Raw genomic sequence first — 16369 nt, forward strand, 5'->3', positions numbered from 1 at the left:
GGACAGATCAGTGATCGAGAAGCTCGACCAGCTCACCGTGCTGGAAAAGGCCGCCCTGCTCAGCGGCGAGAACGTCTGGGAGTCGCGGGCGGTAGAGCGCTTGAGTATTCCGCGCCGTTTCCACGCCGACGGCCCGCACGGGCTCCGCAAGCAAACCGGGTCCTCGGACCACCTGGGCATCGCCGCCTCGGAACCGGCCACGTGCTTTCCTACCTCTGCGACCGTGGCTAGCAGCTGGGACACCGAACTGGCCGAGGAGGTCGGCTCGGCCATCGGCCGTGAAGCCGCAGCAGCCCAGGTGCACGTCCTCCTCGGGCCCGGCCTGAACATCAAACGCAGCCCACTCGGCGGGCGGAACTTCGAGTACTTCTCCGAGGACCCGCTGCTCTCGGGCAAGCTCGCCGCGGCCTACGTCCGCGGCATCCAGTCCCAGGGTGTGGCCGCTACCCCGAAGCATTTCGCGGTCAACAGCCAAGAGACCCAGCGCATGGCCAGCGACTCGGTGCTCGATGAGCGCACCCTGCGCGAGATCTACCTGCGTGCCTTCGAGATCGTGGTGCGCGAGGCCCACCCCTGGGCGTTGATGAGTGCCTACAACCTCGTCAACGGCGTCTACGCCCACGAACACCGGCAATTGCTGATCGACGTGCTGCGCGATGAATGGGGCTTCGACGGTGCCGTCATCTCCGACTGGGGCGGGGCCAACGACGCCGTGGAGGCGGTCCATGCCGGCGGCACCCTGGAGATGCCCTCACCCGGCTACGACTCACCCCGGCAGATCGTCGCGGCGGTCGCAGCCGGCGAACTCAGCGCGAGTGATCTCGACGACCGGGTGGGCGAGATGCTCCGGCTCATCGAGCGCACCGAGCGTGAGGTGGCCCCTGCCGTCGACGTCGAGGCGCATCACGTCCTCGCCCGGCGGGCGGCCGAGGAATCGATCGTCATGCTGCGCAATGACGGCGTGCTCCCCCTCGCCGGTGGCACGAAGGTCGCCGTCATCGGTGACTTCGCTTTCACCCCCCGCTATCAGGGGGCGGGATCGTCACAGGTCAACCCGATCCGGGTGACGTCGGCGATCGAAGCCCTGGAGACCTCGGAACTGGAGATCGTCGGCAAGGCCCGGGGCTTCCGCCGTGACGGAGCTGCCGACGCGAAGCTGCTGGATGAGGCGCTGGCGGTCGCTCGGGGGGCCGATGCCATCCTGCTCCACCTCGGCCTGCCCGAGATCATGGAGTCCGAGGGCATCGACCGGGCCAATCTTCAGCTGCCCGTCAACCAGATCGCGGCCCTGGAGGCCCTGTCCCAGGTGGCACCGGTGGTGGTCATCCTCTCCGCTGGCGGTGTGGTCGAGACCCCCTGGCTGGAGCGGACGGCGGCACTGCTGCACACCCACCTCGGCGGCCAGGCCGGCGCCGAGGGGGCCGTGCGGGTACTCACCGGTGCCGTGAACCCGTCGGGGCGTCTGGCCGAGTCCTACTTGCTGCGCCTGGAGGATCACCCCGCTGCGGATCGATTCCCGTCCACCGAGCGCACCGCCGAGTACCGCGAGGGCCTCTACGTGGGATATCGCTACACCGAGACGGTCCACGCGGAACTGGCCTTCCCTTTCGGCTACGGCTTGAGCTACACCACCTTCGAATACACCGACCTGCGCGCCGATTCCCGGAGCGCCAGCCTCACGGTGACCAACACCGGCGAGCGCGCCGGCGCCGAGGTGGTCCAGCTCTACGTGAGCCCACCAGCCGGTCCGGCCTACCGCCCGGCCACGGAGCTTCGCGGCTTCGCCAAGGTCCATCTTGAGCCAGGAGAAGCCCGCGAGGTCACCCTCGAACTGGGCACGGCCGCCTTCGCGCACGCAGACGCGACCGGTGCGTGGATCGTGGAGAGCGGGGAGTACACGATCACCGTGGGCTCGCACGTCCGTGACACGCGCCTGCAGGCTCGCGTCAGCGTTGAAGGAGTGGCCGCGCCGGCCGGTGCCGAGGGGGCTGAGCTGACGCTCTATGCAGCCGGCTCGGTCACCGAGGTCGATGACGGTGCTTTCACGGCCCTGCTCGGCAGGAGCCTGCCGCCACCGGATTGGCCTGCCGGGCCGATAGAGATCAACCACCCCTTCTCGCGGCTCGGTCAGGCCCGTAGCCCCCTGGCCCGATTGGCCTGGCGGATCATCGCCTGGCGCATGCGTGCCTCGGCCAGGAAGGGCAAGCCCGACCTGAATCTCATCTTCATCGCCAACATGCCCCCGCGCGCCATCGCCAAGATGACCAACGGCATGGTGTCCATGGACATGGTCGAGGCCTTGCTGACGGTCATCAACGGCCGCCATCTGCGCGGTGTCGGGCGACTGATCACCGCGGCCCTGCGCAATCTCCGCGCCAACCGCCGCACCCGGCGCGCGCTCGCCGCCGCGGCCACCCCGGAAGGAACCCACTGATGAGCGAGACCCCTCAGCGGCAGGGCCGCCAGTCCCCGTTCGCTGCCCTGTGGCGGCCCGTGGCCCGCGTCTGGGGCCGGTTCGCCGAGAAGCATCCCGGGATCGCGCAGTTCGCGATGTTCTTCATCATCAGCAATGGCGTCACGGCGCTGCAACTGGCTCTGATGCCGTTCTTCCGGTGGGTGTTCTCCCACACCGGTCTGCTGCACACCGACTTCCAGGTGCTCCCGGTGGGCACCACCGAGGACGGCGCCACCAACTTCATCTTCAACTACCCCGCCGGCGAGATGGCTGAGGGGGGAGCCGGAGGCCTGGCGTACTTCCTGGCCGTGCAGATCACCATCCTGATCGCCCAGGTGATCAACTTCTTCGCACAGCGGAGCATCACCTTCAAATCCAACTCCTCGATCTGGAAGGCCGCTTTCTGGTATGCGCTGGCTTACGTGATCATCACCTTCGTGGCCGCGGCCGCGCAGGGTATCTACCGCGCGCCGCTCTACGACACGCTCATCGGCTGGTGGGGCTCCACCGGTGAGACCACGGCGGACGTGCTCACGATGATCATCAATGCCGCCATCCAGTTCTGGGTCTTCTACCCGATTTTCAAGCTGATCTTCCGCCAGGTGCCCGACGCCGAGGACGCCGCGGACAAGGCCGAGGAGATCGTGGAGAGCGCCCAGGACTGACGGTCCCGAGCACCTGCCGACGACCGATAAGGTTCCCAGGGTGAGTGGCGCCTGGGACGTGTGGAAATGGTGAAGGTATGCCGCTGCTGACGCTCGTGGTGCCTGCGTACAACGCCGCCGGTCACCTCGGACGATGTGTGCGCACCCTGACCGGTGCGAGCGATGTCGAGATCATCATCGTCGACGACGGCTCGACCGACGCCACCGCCGAGGTCGCTGCCGAGTTCGCGGCCGCCCACCCGCAGATCACGGTCATCCGACAGCAGAACGCCGGGCACGGCGGCGCCGTCAACGCCGGTGTGGACGCGGCCACGGGGGTGTACCTCAAGGTAGTGGACTCCGACGACTGGCTGAACCCCGCAGCGCTGGACACCCTGGTGGCCACCTTGCGGGAGCTCACCCGGGTGGCCGAAGGGCCCGACGTCGTCGTGACCAACTTCGTCTACGAGCGTGTGGGCCGGCACCGTAAGACGGCGGTACGTTACCGGCGTGCACTACCTCGCGGGCGGGTCATCGGCTGGGAGCACACCCGGCGCTTCGGGCCCCGCCAGTACTTCATGATGCACTCCCTCGCCTATCGCACCGACCTCCTGCGCACCTCAGGGCTGCGGCTGCCGGAGCGCACCTTCTACGTGGACAATCTCTTCGTGATGGTGCCGCTGAACCAGGCCCGGCGCCTGTACTACCTCGACGTCGATCTCTACCGGTACTTCATCGGCAGGGAGGACCAGTCGGTGAACGAGGCGGTCATGATCCGGCGCATGGACCAGTACCTGCGCGTCAACCGATTGCTGGTGGCGGAGGTGCCGGACAAGAACCACGTGCCGCCGGCCCTGTATCGCTACCTCGTGCACCACGTGGCCACGGTCTGCGCTGTCACCTCGGTCATGCTGCTACGCGCCGGCACCGAGGAGGCTCTGCAGCTCCGTGCCGACTTCTGGCGAGAGGTCCGGCGCAATCCCCAGCTGCACCGGCGGCTGCGGCGCCACCCCGTGGCCTCCGTGTCCAGCCTGCCGGGGCGGTGGGGAGGGCGGTTCTCGATCGTCGCCTATCGGGTGGCGCGACGACTCATTGGGTTCAACTGAGATCGGGGGAGAGCATGCCACGGATCGCGATCGTCGAAGACGACGAGATGGCTCGCGCGGTGCTGATGGAGCATCTGCGCCGCTACGAGAGCGAAAACTCCCTGAGCTTCACCATCGACACCCATACGGAAGGCTCGGCACTGGCCGATGACTACCGGCCCGTCTACGACATCGTGCTGCTGGACATCGAGATGCCCGGGGTGGACGGCATGGCCGTGGCCCGGGCGATTCGCGAGGTGGACGGTGACGTCGTCATCCTGTTCATCACCAACTCGCCCCAGCACGCTATCTCCGGCTACCGGGTCGCGGCACTCAGCTACGTGCTCAAGCCGGTGCCCTACTCGGTGTTCGCCGCGGAGATGGACCGCAGCTTGGAGCAGGTGCGCCGCCGGGAGCGGCACCATCTGATGATCTCCTCCGGGAACGAGCATCACCGCGTGGATCTCTCCGAGGTGCTGTACCTGGAGTCCAACCGTCACCGCATCACCGTGCACACCCGCAGCGCGGAGTACCACTTCACCGGGGCATTGAAGGATCTTGAGGCCGAACTGACCGACAAGGGCTTCTTCCGTGCCAACCACGGCTATCTGGTGAACCTTGCCCACGTCACCGCAGTGCGGCAGAGCACCTGTGTGCTCACGGGCGGGCGGGAACTGCAGGTCAGCCGGCCGCGGAAGAAGGCCTTCCTGACCGCCCTGGCCGATCACGTGGGTGGGTCCCGGCTGTGATCGGTGGCGCTGCGGTCGCGGACATCCCGCGCGCGCTCACGGCCGTGGCGGAATGGGGGGCCTGCCTCGTCTTCCTGCTGATCCTCGCCCGGCGCATGCGGGCGGTCGCCATGGTGGGATGGTGCGCAGCAGGCCTGGCCGCGCTGCTGGTCGTCCACCACATCGCGGGCGGCCTGGGCGTGCAGTGGTGGGTGCCGGGCATGCTCGCGGCCGTTGCTGTGATGTACGCGGTGCTCTGGGGCGGGCTGCGGACCTCGGCCCTGACCGCCGGCTACCTCACCGCTCGAGCATTGGTGCTGGCCGAGCTCGTCGCCGCCTTCCACTGGCAACTGCACATCTACTTCTTCGGCCAGACCGGTCCGCTGGAGAGCGCAGGCTCGATCGCGTTGCTGGCGCTCTACCCGGGGGTGTTCGTGCTGGCCTGGGCGGCGGAGTCCCGGCATTTCCCGCGCGGTCAGAGCATCGAGGTCACGCCCTCCGAGGTCCTGGCGGCCGGGGCGATCGCGGCGGTCACCTTCTTTATGTCCAACATCTCCTTCCTGTCAGCCAACACGCCTTTCTCCGGCCGGCTGGGGGCCGAGATCCTCTGGATCCGCACCCTGGTGGACCTGTGCGGCTACATCGCCCTGTACGTCCAGCAGGAGCATCGCCGCGAGAACCAGTTGCGCGCGGAGAACAGCGCGATGAACTCGCTGCTGCGCTCGCAGCACGAGCAGTACCTCCTCACCCGGCGCACCGTGGAGGAGGTCAATCGCAAGTACCACGACATGAAGCACCAGATCCAGGTCATCCGCGCCGAGACCGACGAGACCCGCCGCGCGTCCTACCTCGCAGAGCTCGAGGACTCAGTGGCTGACTACGGGCATCAACGCCGCACCGGCTCGCCCGTGCTGGACACGCTGCTGCAGGCCAAGGGCGCGCACTGCGCCGAGCAGAACATCGAGCTGACCGTGGTGGCCGATGGCCGCTTGCTGGAGTTCATCCGCGTGATCGACGTCATCTCCATCCTCGGCAACGCCCTGGACAATGCCATCGAAGCCTGCACCCGGCTGCCGCAGGGGGAGGACCGCCGGATCAAGCTCGCGGTCTTCGCGCACGGGGATCTGCTGATGATCCGGATCGACAACACCTACGACGGCGGTATCAACGTGGTCGGCGGACGGCCGGTCACCCGGAAGGCCGACCGGGCCTCGCACGGTTTCGGCCTGCGGAACATCGAGGATGCCGCCGAACGCTACGACGGCACGGTCACCTTCAGTCGGGACCAGTGCTGGTTCTCCCTCCGGGTGCTCATGCCCCTGCCCGAGGGCTCCGGGCGCGGCGCCGGCGAGGTGGACGCGCCCCGCTGAGCGTGCGCGGCGGTGGCGAGGTGGACGCGCCCCGCTGAGCGTGCGCGGCGGTGATTGGATGGGGGAATGAACTCCTCCCACACTGCCGAATTCTGGTTCGACCCGATCTGCCCCTGGGCCTGGATGACCTCACGCTGGATGCTCGAGGTGGAGCAGGTTCGTGATGTCTCGGTGACCTGGAACGTCATGTCCCTGGCCGTTCTCAACGAAGGCCAGGACCTCGACGAGGGCTACCGGGCGCTGATGGATCGAGCCTGGGGCCCCGCCCGTGTGATCAACGCCGCGCGGGAACTCCATGGCCAGGATGTCGTCGAGCCGCTCTACACCGCGGTGGGCACCCGCATCCACCCTGGCGGGCAGAAGGACTGGGACGCCGTCCTGACCGCAGCGCTCGAGGAGGTGGGCTTGCCCGCCGAGTTGGCCAGATATGCGCACTCCGATGAGCTCGACGACGCCCTGCGTGCCTCGCACGAACGTGGCATCTCCCTGGTCGGTGACGATGTGGGCACGCCCGTGGTCGCCGTCGAGGGCGTCGCCTTCTTCGGCCCCGTGGTCACCCCGGCGCCCCGGGGAGAGGCCGCAGCCAAGCTCTGGGACGGCTGCCTGCTCGTCGCGGGGACTCCCGGCTTCTACGAGCTCAAGCGCAGCCGCACCCAGGGCCCGGACTTCAGTTAGGCCCGCGGGCGGCACACTCAGGACCAGAACTCTGCAGTCCCCGTCACTACCAGCGGCGGGGACTGCATAGTTCTGCCAGGAGTCGCTACCAGATGCGCACGCGCTCGGCCGGCGGGAGGTAGAGCGCATCACCGGGCGCGACGTCGAAAGCCTCGTGGAAGGCATCGAGGTTGCGCAGCACGCCATTGCAGCGGAACTCCGGCGGTGAGTGCGGGTCGATGGTGAGCAGGCGGATGGCCTCCTCGTCGCGCGACTTCTCCCGCCAGATCCGCCCCCAGGAGAAGAACACGCGCTGTAGGCCGGTCAATCCGTCGATCTCCGGCGCGGCCTCGAGACCACCCTGCTCGCGCAGCGCAATGCCATAGGCCTTGATGCCGATGGACAGCCCGCCGAGGTCACCGATGTTCTCGCCCACGGTCAGCGCGCCGTTGACGGTGTGCGTGTCGTCGAGTTGTGCAGGGGAGTAGGCGTCGTACTGGGCGATGAGCGCCTCGGTGCGGCGCTCGAACTCTTCACGGTCCGCGGCGGTCCACCAGTCGCGCATCTTGCCGGTTCCGTCGTACTTCGAGCCCTGGTCATCGAAACCGTGGCCGATCTCGTGCCCGATGACGGCGCCGATCCCGCCGTAGTTCCAGGCGTCGTCGGCCTCGGGGTCGAAGAAGGGCGGCTGCAGGATGGCCGCCGGGAAGACGATCTCGTTCCAGGTGGGGTTGTAGTAGGCGTTCACGGTCTGCGGCGACATGAACCACTCGCTGCGGTCCATCGGCTGGCCGATCTTGGCCAGTTCGCGGCGGTCCTCGAACAGCGCAGCCGAGCGTACGTTCCCCACGAGGTTGTCCGCAGCGATCTCCAGGGCGGTGTAGTCCCGCCAGGTATCGGGGTAGCCCACCTTGGGGGTGAAGGCCTCCAGCTTCTCCAGGGCGCGCTCGCGGGTTTCTGGGCCCATCCAGTCGAGCGCGTTGATGGACTCGCAGTACGCGCTGACCAGGTTGGCCACGAGCTCCTGCATCCGGGCCTTGTGCTCCGGCGGGAAGTGCCGGGCCACGTAGAGCTCACCCACGGCTTCGCCCATGGCGTCCTCGACCAGGCCGACGCCGCGCTTCCAGCGCTCGCGCAGTTCCTGGGCGCCGGTCAGGGTCTTGCCGTAGAAGTCGAAGTTCTCCTCCACGAAAGCTGAGGAGAGGTAGGGGGCGCGGGCATGGATGACCTGCCAGGTGAGCCAGAGCCGCAGCTCCTCGGCGGAGGCTTCCGACCAGATCCTCGCGAAGGCTGCCATGTAGTCCGGCATGCCGACGATGAGGTCGTCGAAAGCGCCCTGGGGCACCTCCAGGGAGCTGCGCCAGCGTTCCCAGTCGAACCCGGGGGCGGCGTCGACCAGCTGCTGCCAGGTCATCGGGTTGTTCAGCTTGTCCATCTCGCGGGTGGCCACCCGATCCCAGTGGGCCGCGGCAAGCTTGGTCTCGAAAGCCATGATCTTCTCAGCGGCACCCATCGCCTCCATCTCGGTGATCAGGCCCGAGTGGGCGAGCATCGCCGTCACGTGGCCCACGTAGGCCGTGCGCGTGGCCGCGTGGGAGTCCTCCCGGTAGTAGGACTCGTCGGGGAGTCCGAGACCGGACTGCACCAGGATGACCACGTAACGATCGGGGTCATTGAAGTCGGCATTGACCAGGTAACCCACCCCGCCGGTGACCCCGGTGGGCTGGAGAGATCCCATGGCGTGGGTGAGGGCGTCCTTGTTCAGGGCAGCACTCAGCAGATCGAGGTCGGCGCGTAGCGGGAAGGCGCCGAGCGACTCCACCCGCTCGGTGTCCATGAAGGAGGCATACAGCGCACCGACCTTCTCGGTATTCTGCTCGGCCTGCGGGCGCAGGGGCTCTTCGTAGCGGCCGGCAGCCACATCTTCGATGATGGCCTTGGTGTGTTCCTCGGAGAGGTCGCGCAGTCGGGTGAAGGAGCCATCGCGGGCACGGTCGGCAGGAATCTCGTGCTGCTGAAGCCAGCGCCCGTTGACGTGGCGGTACAGATCGTCCTGGATACGGATGTTCTCGTCGATCGCCTCGGCGTCGGTCATGGCCGGAGTCTGGTCGAGTGTCATGGATCGAGCCTATGCGGTGGGCCGCGTGCTGGCACGAGGCACGGCCCCGGCTTGGCACAATAGGGGCATGCGCATCCACATCGCCGCGGATCACGCCGGATTCGAACTCAAGTCGGCCCTTGTTGACCGGCTGACGGCTGACGGGCACGACGTCATCGATCACGGGGCCGAGCACTACGACGCCCAGGACGACTACCCGGCTTTCTGCCTGTCCGCCGGTGAGGCCGTGGTTGCGGAACCCGGTTCGCTGGGCATCGTGCTGGGGGGCTCGGGCAACGGTGAGCAGATCGCGGCGAACAAGGTGCGCGGAGTGCGCGCAGCACTGGCCTGGAACGAGACGACCGCCAGGCTCGCCCGGCAACACAACGACGCGAACGTGGTGGCTCTGGGCGCGCGCCAACACTCCGAGGAGGAGGCAGTGACGATCGTGCAGGCTTTCCTCGCCGAGTCCTTCTCCGGGGACCCCCGCCACCAGCGCCGCATCGACCAGGTGGCGGCCTACGAGAGCCGCTAGGCAGGCGGGAGGCGGGCGCCGGCTGGGAGCATAGGCCTATGCCCGAAGGTCATTCCATCCATCGACTCGCGCTGGCGTTCCGGGAGCTGTTCGGTGGCCAGCGCCTCGCCGTTTCCTCCCCGCAAGGGCGTTTCGCCGATGGCGCCGCCCTGCTCGATGGCCAGGTGCTCCGCGCCACCGAGGCGCACGGGAAGCAGCTCTTCCTGGGCCTCGCGCCTGGCGACGACGCCGGGGCGCTCCCGGAGCGTTGGCTGCGGATCCACCTCGGCCTGTATGGCTCGTGGACCTTTGCCGGAGACGCGACCTTCACCGGGGATCACGCGATCGGCGCACCGAGGCGCCGGGTCGGTGAGGAGGAACGGGCTCTGGAGGGTGGGGATGGCAAGGAGGCCGGCCAGGAACCGGCCGCATGGGAGCCGCCCGCGCCGCGCGGCGCCGTCCGGGCCCGGATCCTCGGCGAGCACGGAGTGGCCGACCTGACCGGGCCGACCGCGTGTGAGGTCATCACCGGGGAGGAGAAGTCAGCCGTGCACGAGAGGCTCGGGCCCGACCCGCTCCGTGAGGACGGCGATGGCGAGGCTTTTGTCGCCGCAGTGCGCGCCCGGCGGCGCACGGTAGGGGAGCTCCTCATGGACCAGTCGATCCTGGCCGGGGTGGGCAACATCTACCGCGCCGAAGCGCTCTTTCGTGCCCGGGTGCATCCGCGCCGGCTGGGCAAGAACGTGCCGGCAGCCCGCCTGCGTGAGATCTGGGATGACCTGGTCGTGCTCATGCGCGACGGCGTGGAGACTGGGCGGATCGTCACCGTCCGTGCCGAGCACCAGGGCCGGCAGCCCGATACCGAGGCGCAGCGCTGGTACGTCTACCACCGCAGCAGGCAGCCCTGCCTGGTGTGCGGGGCGAGTGTGTCGGAGGCTGAGATGCAGGCGCGTCGAGTGTTCTGGTGCCCGCGTTGCCAGCGCGCGCCGCGTCAGTAGCAGGGGCTTCAGCGACGCGCGTGCTGGCGGACGGCGGCCCAGGCCGCCAGGGCCACTGCGCCCGGGATGAGGACGATCACGGCGACCGGCACGAGGACCATCAGCGCGACGGCCCCGCCGACCAGTACGGCTTGAAGTGCCCACCGCAGGATCTCACCCTGCCCGGTGCGGCCCTTCTTGCGGACCGCCAGGTACCGCATCCTCTCACCGGTCTCGCCCTTCTCCAGCAGGGTGCGGCGCCAGGCCCTGGCCTGGAATCCTGCGGCGATCGCCCCGGCTAGCAGCCAGATGACCGCGGCGCCGAGGCCGGCACTCCATGCCGGGGCCTCGGTGGCGATCGCGGTCAGAGACACGCCGAGGGCCATGAGCGGGGTGAGTGCGGCACTGGTGAGCGCGCCGATGGCCATGCCGCGCGCCGTGGCGCCCCCGGCGCGCGTCGCAGCCAGCACGCCGCCCGCGGTGGCGAGGAGCCAGCCGATCCCCGCGACCAGCGCGGGCAGTAGCGCGGGAGTGAGGCCGAGATCTGCCAAGGCCATCGCGATGCCCGAGACGATAGCTGCGCTGACGGCCACGGCGAGCATGAGGAAGAAGCGTTGCTTGGCGCGGGCGCGGGAAGTCTCGATCGGGCCGCGAACGTCCTCGTGGCTGTGCGGCACGGAGTCATCGCAGTATTCGCAGCCGCCGCCGTGGCCCAGCTCCTCGTACGCGGCCTTGGCCATGGACTGATCGGTACTCATCGCCTCGGATCATAAGCCGGAGAGCCCGGTGAGGACGGACGATCCGCCCGGTCCGAGGCCAGACGTGGCAAGAACCTCATGCCCGCCGCCAGGTCGCATTGCCCGGGGCGGCCCGGGCTGCGTTACGATCATTGCTGCGCTCGGGTCTCCCGGCCGCGCGGATGTAGCTCAATGGTAGAGCCTCTGCCTTCCAAGCAGATGGTGCGGGTTCGATTCCCGTCATCCGCTCCGATCGTCGCTCCCGGCCATCCCGGTCGACGGGGGTGCCGCCCTCGCCGCCAGTGCGTGGCCGAGCGGCGGCGATCGACGGGGTGTAGCGCAGCTTGGTAGCGCATCTGCTTTGGGAGCAGAGGGTCGCAGGTTCAAATCCTGTCACCCCGACAGTGTGAGGCTGCAGGACATCTGCAAGGCCCGAACCCACGGTTGGTGGGTTCGGGCGTTCGCTGTCTACACGCGCCGGCTGAAGTGGTGCGAGACGATGTCCATGCGCTCACGCAGGTAGAAGCGGTGTGCCTCATGCCGCTGCACCCCGGAGTCCAGGTCGACCAGCCGACAGTCCAGCTCCCGCGCTCGCGCTATCAGCGCGTTCAGCAGCGTGGAGCCATGCCCCCGAGATCGCGTGGCACCGGAGGTGCAGAGGTCGTCGATGTAGAGCTTCCGGATGGCACTGGTGTTGGCGATCACCCGCCAGCCGGCGATGGCCACGCACTGGCCGTCCTCGAGGACAGCAGTGAAGCGCAACCCCTGCGGGGCGCCCTCTGCGATGACCTGATCCAGCAGTTCCCGGGTCAGGTGCGGGCGCAGCTCGCGCAGCACAGGGAGGGCTGTGTTCCAGTGCGGGTCAGTCGGTTCGAGGTCGACAATCATGTGGAACTCCAGGCTCGGCGAGGGGTGCTCGCTGAGCGTACTGGGGCCTGCCTCGTTGCTCGGCCCGCTCCAGCGAACCGTGGGCGTCAGCGGACCGGCATGAGGTAGAGGGCGAGGGTGACCTCGGCCGGGTCGCCCGCGTAGAGCAACTGGATTTGCTGGCGGAGGTTCTCGGGGCGGCTGCCGGAGCACAGCTGCGCCCCGTCGGGAGGCTCTTCCACTCCCAAGACTTCCGCCCTCGTCTCGGTCAATCTCGGCGCAGGCAGCGGGCCGTTGATGTCAGCGCAAAGCTGCTCTACCTCGTCCGGCTCCACGGTGAAGGAGAGACGATAGCCCTCATCACGGCCCACGTTCTCCGGGAGAAGCTCCAGCTGTGGCGTCGAGGCGCTCTCAGGCAGTGCGATCCCGTAACGCTCAAGGACCTCGTCGGCGTCTCTCGAGGCGTCCACAGCGGAGGTGGCGTCGTCACTGCTGCCGCGAGTGTTCGGTCCATCTGTGGGGCCCTCGATGAGACACGCCGCCAGCACCGCCACTCCGGTCACAGCGACGACGACGCGCAGGGCGCGCCTCCTGTTTGTCTTGATGCCCCTCCTTCGCACGCACCATCCTCCATGATCGCGGTCAAGCGCAGTCGACGCGGGGCCCTCGGCGGGTGCCTGGTCTAGCAGTTCGTGGCCCAGAGGCAGGTAGAACGTGCGCGACACGGCCAGCGGCGTCTCTCGGCGGCTATCCGAGTGTGTGGTCGGTGATCATCGCGTCGGCATGAGGTAGAGGGCGAGGGTGACCTCGGCCGGGTCGCCCGCGTAGAGCACCCGGATCTGCTGTTGGCCATGGTCCGGGCGGCTGCCGAAACACAGTCGCGCCCCCTCTGGTGGCTCCTCGACTCCAAGGACCTCCGCATCGCTCTCCGTCAGACTTGCCGCAGGGCCCGGACCATTGATCCCGGTGCACAGTTGCTCGGCCTCCTCCTGACCCATGGTGAAGCTGAGCCGGTAGCCCTCCTCACGGCCCGCGTTCTCCGGGAGAAGCTCCAACTGTGGCGTCGAGGCGCTGTCAGGCAGTGCGATCCCATAACGCTCGAGGACGTCCTCGGCCTCTGCGGAGATCTCCGTGTCAGAGCCTCCCACTGGGTCGTCGTCCTCGTGCTCGCGGCCAGTTGAGTCGGCGAAACATCCTGCGGCCAAGACCGCGACCCCGGTGAGCATGACGGCGGCGCGCACGGCGGACGCTCGTGTCCTCCCGATCGTCATGGCCCCTCCCTTGTCATGCGCATCGACTCTCCGGTCATGGTGAACTCCTGGGCCAATCCGGCGCGGTGGAGCCGGGCGAGTTCGTCGTCGGATACCTCCAAGCCGAGGATGTTGGTCGACTTATCCGCATCCCAATTGTACTCGTCGCGCAACACGAACGACGTTTCTGACTGGTAGGTCCAATCTCCGCCCTCAGTGGACGGCGGGTAGACGGTCACTTGTCCCACGATCGCGTACTCGATCCCACCCATGGCGCGAAACCAGTTCGGGTCGTCGGAGTCGCCGATGTAGAAACCCGTCCAGGATGTGCTCAGCGGAAAGGTCACCGGTCCATCCGCGCCATTGTGCTGCGCAGTCTCGATGGCGGTCTGGCCATAGAAGTCGACCCTCTGCTCGTACTCCCCCGCGAGGCGGGGGACGTCGCCGAGTATGCGGTCCACGTCCTGGTCAAGAGGTTCGCCGGTGTTGCCCAAGAAGTGCAGCAGGTTCCGCGAAGCGTCCGGCCAGGTCCCGGAGAGCGCGTGCGCTCCGCCCTCCGCAAGGAACTTGACGGCGTGATCCCGGGCGCGAGCATCCTCGGAGTTGTACTCGCCAGCGCCTTCATCCACGGGCTGCCAGCTGGGCGCTTCGGGCCAGTCCGCCGACTCGCCGGGGACCGGATCGCCGAGTTCAGTCGGAGAGTCTCCGCCGGGATCAGCCGGCCCCGGCCCGGGGGCAGGCTCCTCCCGGCGTTGGTCATCACGGCGGGAATCGCGCGCGTCGCGTCCGGCATCCTCGCGGTCGTAGTCCTCGTCGACGGACCCTGCGGGTGACGAGCTGGAGGGCTCACCGGCTGTGACGGGGTCGCCAACCACTCCGGGCTCGCCACCACAGTCCGAACCGCCCGCCATCTCGCACACCGCGGCGCTGATGCGGCCGCCGGTGACAGAGCCGAGCATCGGCGCTGCGGCGATGAGTACGGCGATCACGACGGCCGCGACGACAACCATGCCGAGATACTCAGTGCTCCCGGCGCCACGCTCATTGTCGTCTCGAGTGAGTAACGGCCGGGGTGACATGAGACGAGGCTAGATGCGTGCCCATCGTGTGCACATGAGGCTACGGGCCTGTTTCATGCGCTGCCGGTCAACCCTGGTGGGTCTGGGGCACCGCTCGCGTAGGCCCCGAGCCCTATGCGAAGCGGGTCGCTCTGCCGATCGCGAAGGTTTCCGTCTCCGGGCTGTGCGCCCGGTCATGACAGAACCCCCCTCCGCGAGCGCGGAGAGGGGTTCTGCGGGGTTCGTCTGCCGTCAGTCGGCCTGGACGAGACCCTTCTGGTAAGCCTTGGCCAGTCGCCGCGGCACCATCACCTCGCGGCCCTGAGCGCGAACCGGCTGAAGCTCGTTGACTTCGGCCTTCCACTGGGACCGGCGAGAGCGGGTGTTGCTGCGGGACATCTTGCGCTTCGGAACTGCCATGCCCTTGCCGCTCCTTCCATTTCGTCGGGGCCGCGCGGACCAGTGCGGTCACGCGACGAATGTCAGCGACCAATATCCCATGACCGGGGCACTACTAGCCACCCCCGGCTGCCACCGCGCCTGTGAGATGGCTCGCTGGCGCGGACGCCACACCGCGTGAGGCCAGCCATCGGGCGCTGCTCGGCCGGGAATCCCGTCGCGCCGCGGGCCCGCCGGCTGGCAGGCTGAGCACCATGACCTCCGTGCCGCCCGCCGCGCTCCCCGACGGCTACCGTCTCGCCCAACTCGGCGATGCCGACCGTGACCTCATGCTCGACATGATCCGCTGGGGTTTCGTCTTCGAGCCCCACCCCGAGGACGCCGGCCATGAAGTGTGGAAGCCCGAGGCCGGGCGCTCCGTCGGCATCTGGGACGAACGGGGTGAGGGTGCGGCGCGCCTGGCCGCGATGCACACCTCCTACCAGATGCGCATTCCGGTGCCCGGCGGCGCGGATCTGCCGACCTCTGGTCTCTCCTGGGTGGTGGTGCACCCGAGCCACCGCCGCCGCGGCCTGGCCCGCGCGATGCTCGGCGCGCACTTCAACCGCTCGCTGGAGCGCGGTGAGGTCCTCTCGGCGCTCTACGCCGCGGAGAGCGGGATCTACGGCCGTTACGGCTACGGCCCCGCGACCACCGGTATCGACCTGAAGGTCGGTCGCGGCGCCACTCTGCGCGACGTTCCCGGCGCTGCGGACCTCATCAGCGAGATCGACACCCTCGACGCCGCCCAGCACGGGCCGATCGTGGACCAGGTCCACCGCGCCGTCACCCGGCCGGGCTGGATCACTCGCGACACCGAGGCGCTGCGTGACCGTCACCTGCTCGACAAGCCCAGCGAGCGGCGCGAGACCGAGCGCCTGCGCATCCTGATCGTCCGCGACCAGGACGGCACTCCGCGCGGCTACGCGCTCTTCCGCCGCCAGGCCAAGTGGTCCCACACTGGCTCACCCAAGGGTGCCGTCCAGGTTCGTGAGGCGGTGGCCCTCGATCCTGCGGCGGCCCGGGCCCTCTGGGGCACGTTGAGTGACCTCGATCTGATGAGCACGGTGGAGACCGGCTTTCTCACCCCGGATGATCCCCTGCTGCACCTGCTCGTCGACCTGCGCCCCACTGAGCAGACCCTGGCCGACGCGGTGTGGTTGCGTCTGCTCGACGTCCCCGCTGCGCTCGCCTCACGCGCCTATGCCGCCCCGGTTGACGTCGTCCTCGACATCAGCGACACCATGCTCGCCTCGAACGAGGGCCGCTGGCACCTGCGCGGCGACGCCGAGGGCGCGGAGGTCTCGCGCACCGAGGAACCGGCACACCTCGCTCTCGACGTGGCCGACCTCGCTGAGGTCTACCTCGGTGGCACCCAGCTGGCGGCCTTGGCCGGGGCCGGGCGAGTGCGCGAACTCGAGCCCGGGCGCCTGCACAGCACCTCGACCGGCTTCGGCTGGCCGGTGGCCCCGGGCATGAGCTGGGGCTTCTGAG

Annotated in this window: 16 protein-coding genes and 2 tRNA genes; 11 read left to right on the plus strand and 7 right to left on the minus strand. The window is 68.5% G+C overall.

Going from position 1 to position 16369, the window contains the following annotated elements:
- Positions 1-10 precede the first annotated feature (10 nt).
- The 6 genes from EDD31_RS11435 (at position 11) to EDD31_RS11460 (ending at position 6957) form a co-directional block, all read left to right on the plus strand.
- Positions 11-2434: a glycoside hydrolase family 3 C-terminal domain-containing protein gene (locus EDD31_RS11435; protein ID WP_123304264.1), complete on the plus strand. Its 2424-nt coding sequence runs from the start codon at positions 11-13 to the stop codon at positions 2432-2434.
- Positions 2434-3120 (plus strand): hypothetical protein, encoded by a 687-nt coding sequence (locus EDD31_RS11440; protein WP_245991152.1) that lies wholly within the window; start codon positions 2434-2436, stop codon positions 3118-3120. Before EDD31_RS11435 ends, EDD31_RS11440 begins: the two co-directional genes overlap by 1 nt.
- A 77-nt stretch (positions 3121-3197) precedes the next feature.
- Positions 3198-4205 (plus strand): glycosyltransferase family 2 protein, encoded by a 1008-nt coding sequence (locus EDD31_RS11445; protein ID WP_123304265.1) that lies wholly within the window; start codon positions 3198-3200, stop codon positions 4203-4205.
- 14 nt (positions 4206-4219) lie between these two features.
- Positions 4220-4933 (plus strand): LytR/AlgR family response regulator transcription factor, encoded by a 714-nt coding sequence (locus tag EDD31_RS11450; RefSeq protein ID WP_123304266.1) that lies wholly within the window; start codon positions 4220-4222, stop codon positions 4931-4933.
- Positions 4930-6282 carry a sensor histidine kinase gene (locus EDD31_RS11455; protein ID WP_123304267.1) on the plus strand — a complete coding sequence of 451 codons (1353 nt, stop codon included), beginning with the start codon at positions 4930-4932 and terminating at the stop codon, positions 6280-6282. The genes EDD31_RS11450 and EDD31_RS11455 overlap by 4 nt, the downstream gene beginning before the upstream one ends.
- A 66-nt stretch (positions 6283-6348) precedes the next feature.
- Positions 6349-6957: a mycothiol-dependent nitroreductase Rv2466c family protein gene (locus tag EDD31_RS11460; protein WP_123304268.1), complete on the plus strand. Its 609-nt coding sequence runs from the start codon at positions 6349-6351 to the stop codon at positions 6955-6957.
- A gap of 85 nt (positions 6958-7042) precedes the next feature.
- On the opposite strand, the gene EDD31_RS11465 is transcribed toward EDD31_RS11460, so the two are convergent.
- A complete protein-coding gene (locus tag EDD31_RS11465) occupies positions 7043-9055 on the minus strand; it encodes a M13 family metallopeptidase (RefSeq protein ID WP_123304269.1) in 2013 nt (670 codons plus the stop codon).
- Positions 9056-9122: 67 nt separating this feature from the next.
- On the opposite strand from EDD31_RS11465, the gene EDD31_RS11470 reads away from it, so the two are divergent.
- Both EDD31_RS11470 and EDD31_RS11475 read left to right on the plus strand, forming a co-directional pair.
- Complete coding sequence (locus tag EDD31_RS11470; RefSeq protein WP_123304270.1) at positions 9123-9569, plus strand: ribose-5-phosphate isomerase; 447 nt, start codon at positions 9123-9125, stop codon at positions 9567-9569.
- A 38-nt stretch (positions 9570-9607) separates the two neighbouring features.
- Positions 9608-10546: an Fpg/Nei family DNA glycosylase gene (locus tag EDD31_RS11475; RefSeq protein WP_123304271.1), complete on the plus strand. Its 939-nt coding sequence runs from the start codon at positions 9608-9610 to the stop codon at positions 10544-10546.
- An 8-nt stretch (positions 10547-10554) separates the two neighbouring features.
- Here EDD31_RS11475 and EDD31_RS11480 read toward each other — a convergent pair whose 3' ends face one another.
- Positions 10555-11283, minus strand: coding sequence for a hypothetical protein (locus tag EDD31_RS11480; RefSeq protein WP_123304272.1), 729 nt, complete (start codon positions 11281-11283; stop codon positions 10555-10557).
- 157 nt (positions 11284-11440) lie between these two features.
- Between EDD31_RS11480 and EDD31_RS11485 the strand changes: the two genes are divergently transcribed.
- Both EDD31_RS11485 and EDD31_RS11490 read left to right on the plus strand, forming a co-directional pair.
- A tRNA-Gly gene (locus EDD31_RS11485) sits at positions 11441-11511 on the plus strand.
- 79 nt (positions 11512-11590) lie between these two features.
- Positions 11591-11664, plus strand: a tRNA-Pro gene (locus tag EDD31_RS11490).
- Between the two features lie 66 nt (positions 11665-11730).
- On the opposite strand, the gene EDD31_RS11495 is transcribed toward EDD31_RS11490, so the two are convergent.
- From EDD31_RS11495 to rpmF, 5 genes are all read right to left on the minus strand, one after another.
- Entirely contained in the window at positions 11731-12150 is a 420-nt protein-coding gene (locus tag EDD31_RS11495) for a GNAT family N-acetyltransferase (protein ID WP_123304273.1), read from the minus strand.
- 86 nt (positions 12151-12236) lie between these two features.
- Entirely contained in the window at positions 12237-12749 is a 513-nt protein-coding gene (locus tag EDD31_RS11500) for a hypothetical protein (RefSeq protein ID WP_123304274.1), read from the minus strand.
- A gap of 150 nt (positions 12750-12899) precedes the next feature.
- Entirely contained in the window at positions 12900-13400 is a 501-nt protein-coding gene (locus EDD31_RS11505) for a hypothetical protein (RefSeq protein ID WP_148058943.1), read from the minus strand.
- Positions 13397-14389 carry a hypothetical protein gene (locus tag EDD31_RS11510; RefSeq protein WP_123304276.1) on the minus strand — a complete coding sequence of 331 codons (993 nt, stop codon included), beginning with the start codon at positions 14387-14389 and terminating at the stop codon, positions 13397-13399. Before EDD31_RS11510 ends, EDD31_RS11505 begins: the two co-directional genes overlap by 4 nt.
- Before the next feature lie 300 nt (positions 14390-14689).
- Positions 14690-14857 (minus strand): 50S ribosomal protein L32, encoded by a 168-nt coding sequence (gene rpmF, locus EDD31_RS11515; protein ID WP_123304277.1) that lies wholly within the window; start codon positions 14855-14857, stop codon positions 14690-14692.
- 233 nt (positions 14858-15090) lie between these two features.
- Here rpmF and EDD31_RS11520 point away from each other — a divergent pair, with 233 nt between their 5' ends.
- Positions 15091-16368 carry a GNAT family N-acetyltransferase gene (locus tag EDD31_RS11520; RefSeq protein ID WP_123304278.1) on the plus strand — a complete coding sequence of 426 codons (1278 nt, stop codon included), beginning with the start codon at positions 15091-15093 and terminating at the stop codon, positions 16366-16368.
- Position 16369 lies beyond the last annotated feature (1 nt).

The sequence above is a fragment of the Bogoriella caseilytica genome (genome assembly GCF_003752405.1).
Classification (GTDB): Bacteria; Actinomycetota; Actinomycetes; order Actinomycetales; family Actinomycetaceae; genus Allobogoriella; species Allobogoriella caseilytica.

Coding starts and splice junctions, on each gene's coding strand:
- EDD31_RS11460 (WP_123304268.1), top strand. CDS start 6,349: ATGAACTCCTCCCACACTGCCGAATTCTGGTTCGACCCGATCTGCCCC.
- EDD31_RS11505 (WP_148058943.1), bottom strand. CDS start 13,400: ATGACGATCGGGAGGACACGAGCGTCCGCCGTGCGCGCCGCCGTCATG.
- EDD31_RS11465 (WP_123304269.1), bottom strand. CDS start 9,055: ATGACACTCGACCAGACTCCGGCCATGACCGACGCCGAGGCGATCGAC.
- EDD31_RS11470 (WP_123304270.1), top strand. CDS start 9,123: ATGCGCATCCACATCGCCGCGGATCACGCCGGATTCGAACTCAAGTCG.
- EDD31_RS11475 (WP_123304271.1), top strand. CDS start 9,608: ATGCCCGAAGGTCATTCCATCCATCGACTCGCGCTGGCGTTCCGGGAG.
- EDD31_RS11450 (WP_123304266.1), top strand. CDS start 4,220: ATGCCACGGATCGCGATCGTCGAAGACGACGAGATGGCTCGCGCGGTG.
- EDD31_RS11520 (WP_123304278.1), top strand. CDS start 15,091: ATGACCTCCGTGCCGCCCGCCGCGCTCCCCGACGGCTACCGTCTCGCC.
- EDD31_RS11510 (WP_123304276.1), bottom strand. CDS start 14,389: ATGGTTGTCGTCGCGGCCGTCGTGATCGCCGTACTCATCGCCGCAGCG.
- EDD31_RS11480 (WP_123304272.1), bottom strand. CDS start 11,283: ATGAGTACCGATCAGTCCATGGCCAAGGCCGCGTACGAGGAGCTGGGC.
- EDD31_RS11445 (WP_123304265.1), top strand. CDS start 3,198: ATGCCGCTGCTGACGCTCGTGGTGCCTGCGTACAACGCCGCCGGTCAC.
- EDD31_RS11440 (WP_245991152.1), top strand. CDS start 2,434: ATGAGCGAGACCCCTCAGCGGCAGGGCCGCCAGTCCCCGTTCGCTGCC.
- EDD31_RS11495 (WP_123304273.1), bottom strand. CDS start 12,150: ATGATTGTCGACCTCGAACCGACTGACCCGCACTGGAACACAGCCCTC.
- rpmF (WP_123304277.1), bottom strand. CDS start 14,857: ATGGCAGTTCCGAAGCGCAAGATGTCCCGCAGCAACACCCGCTCTCGC.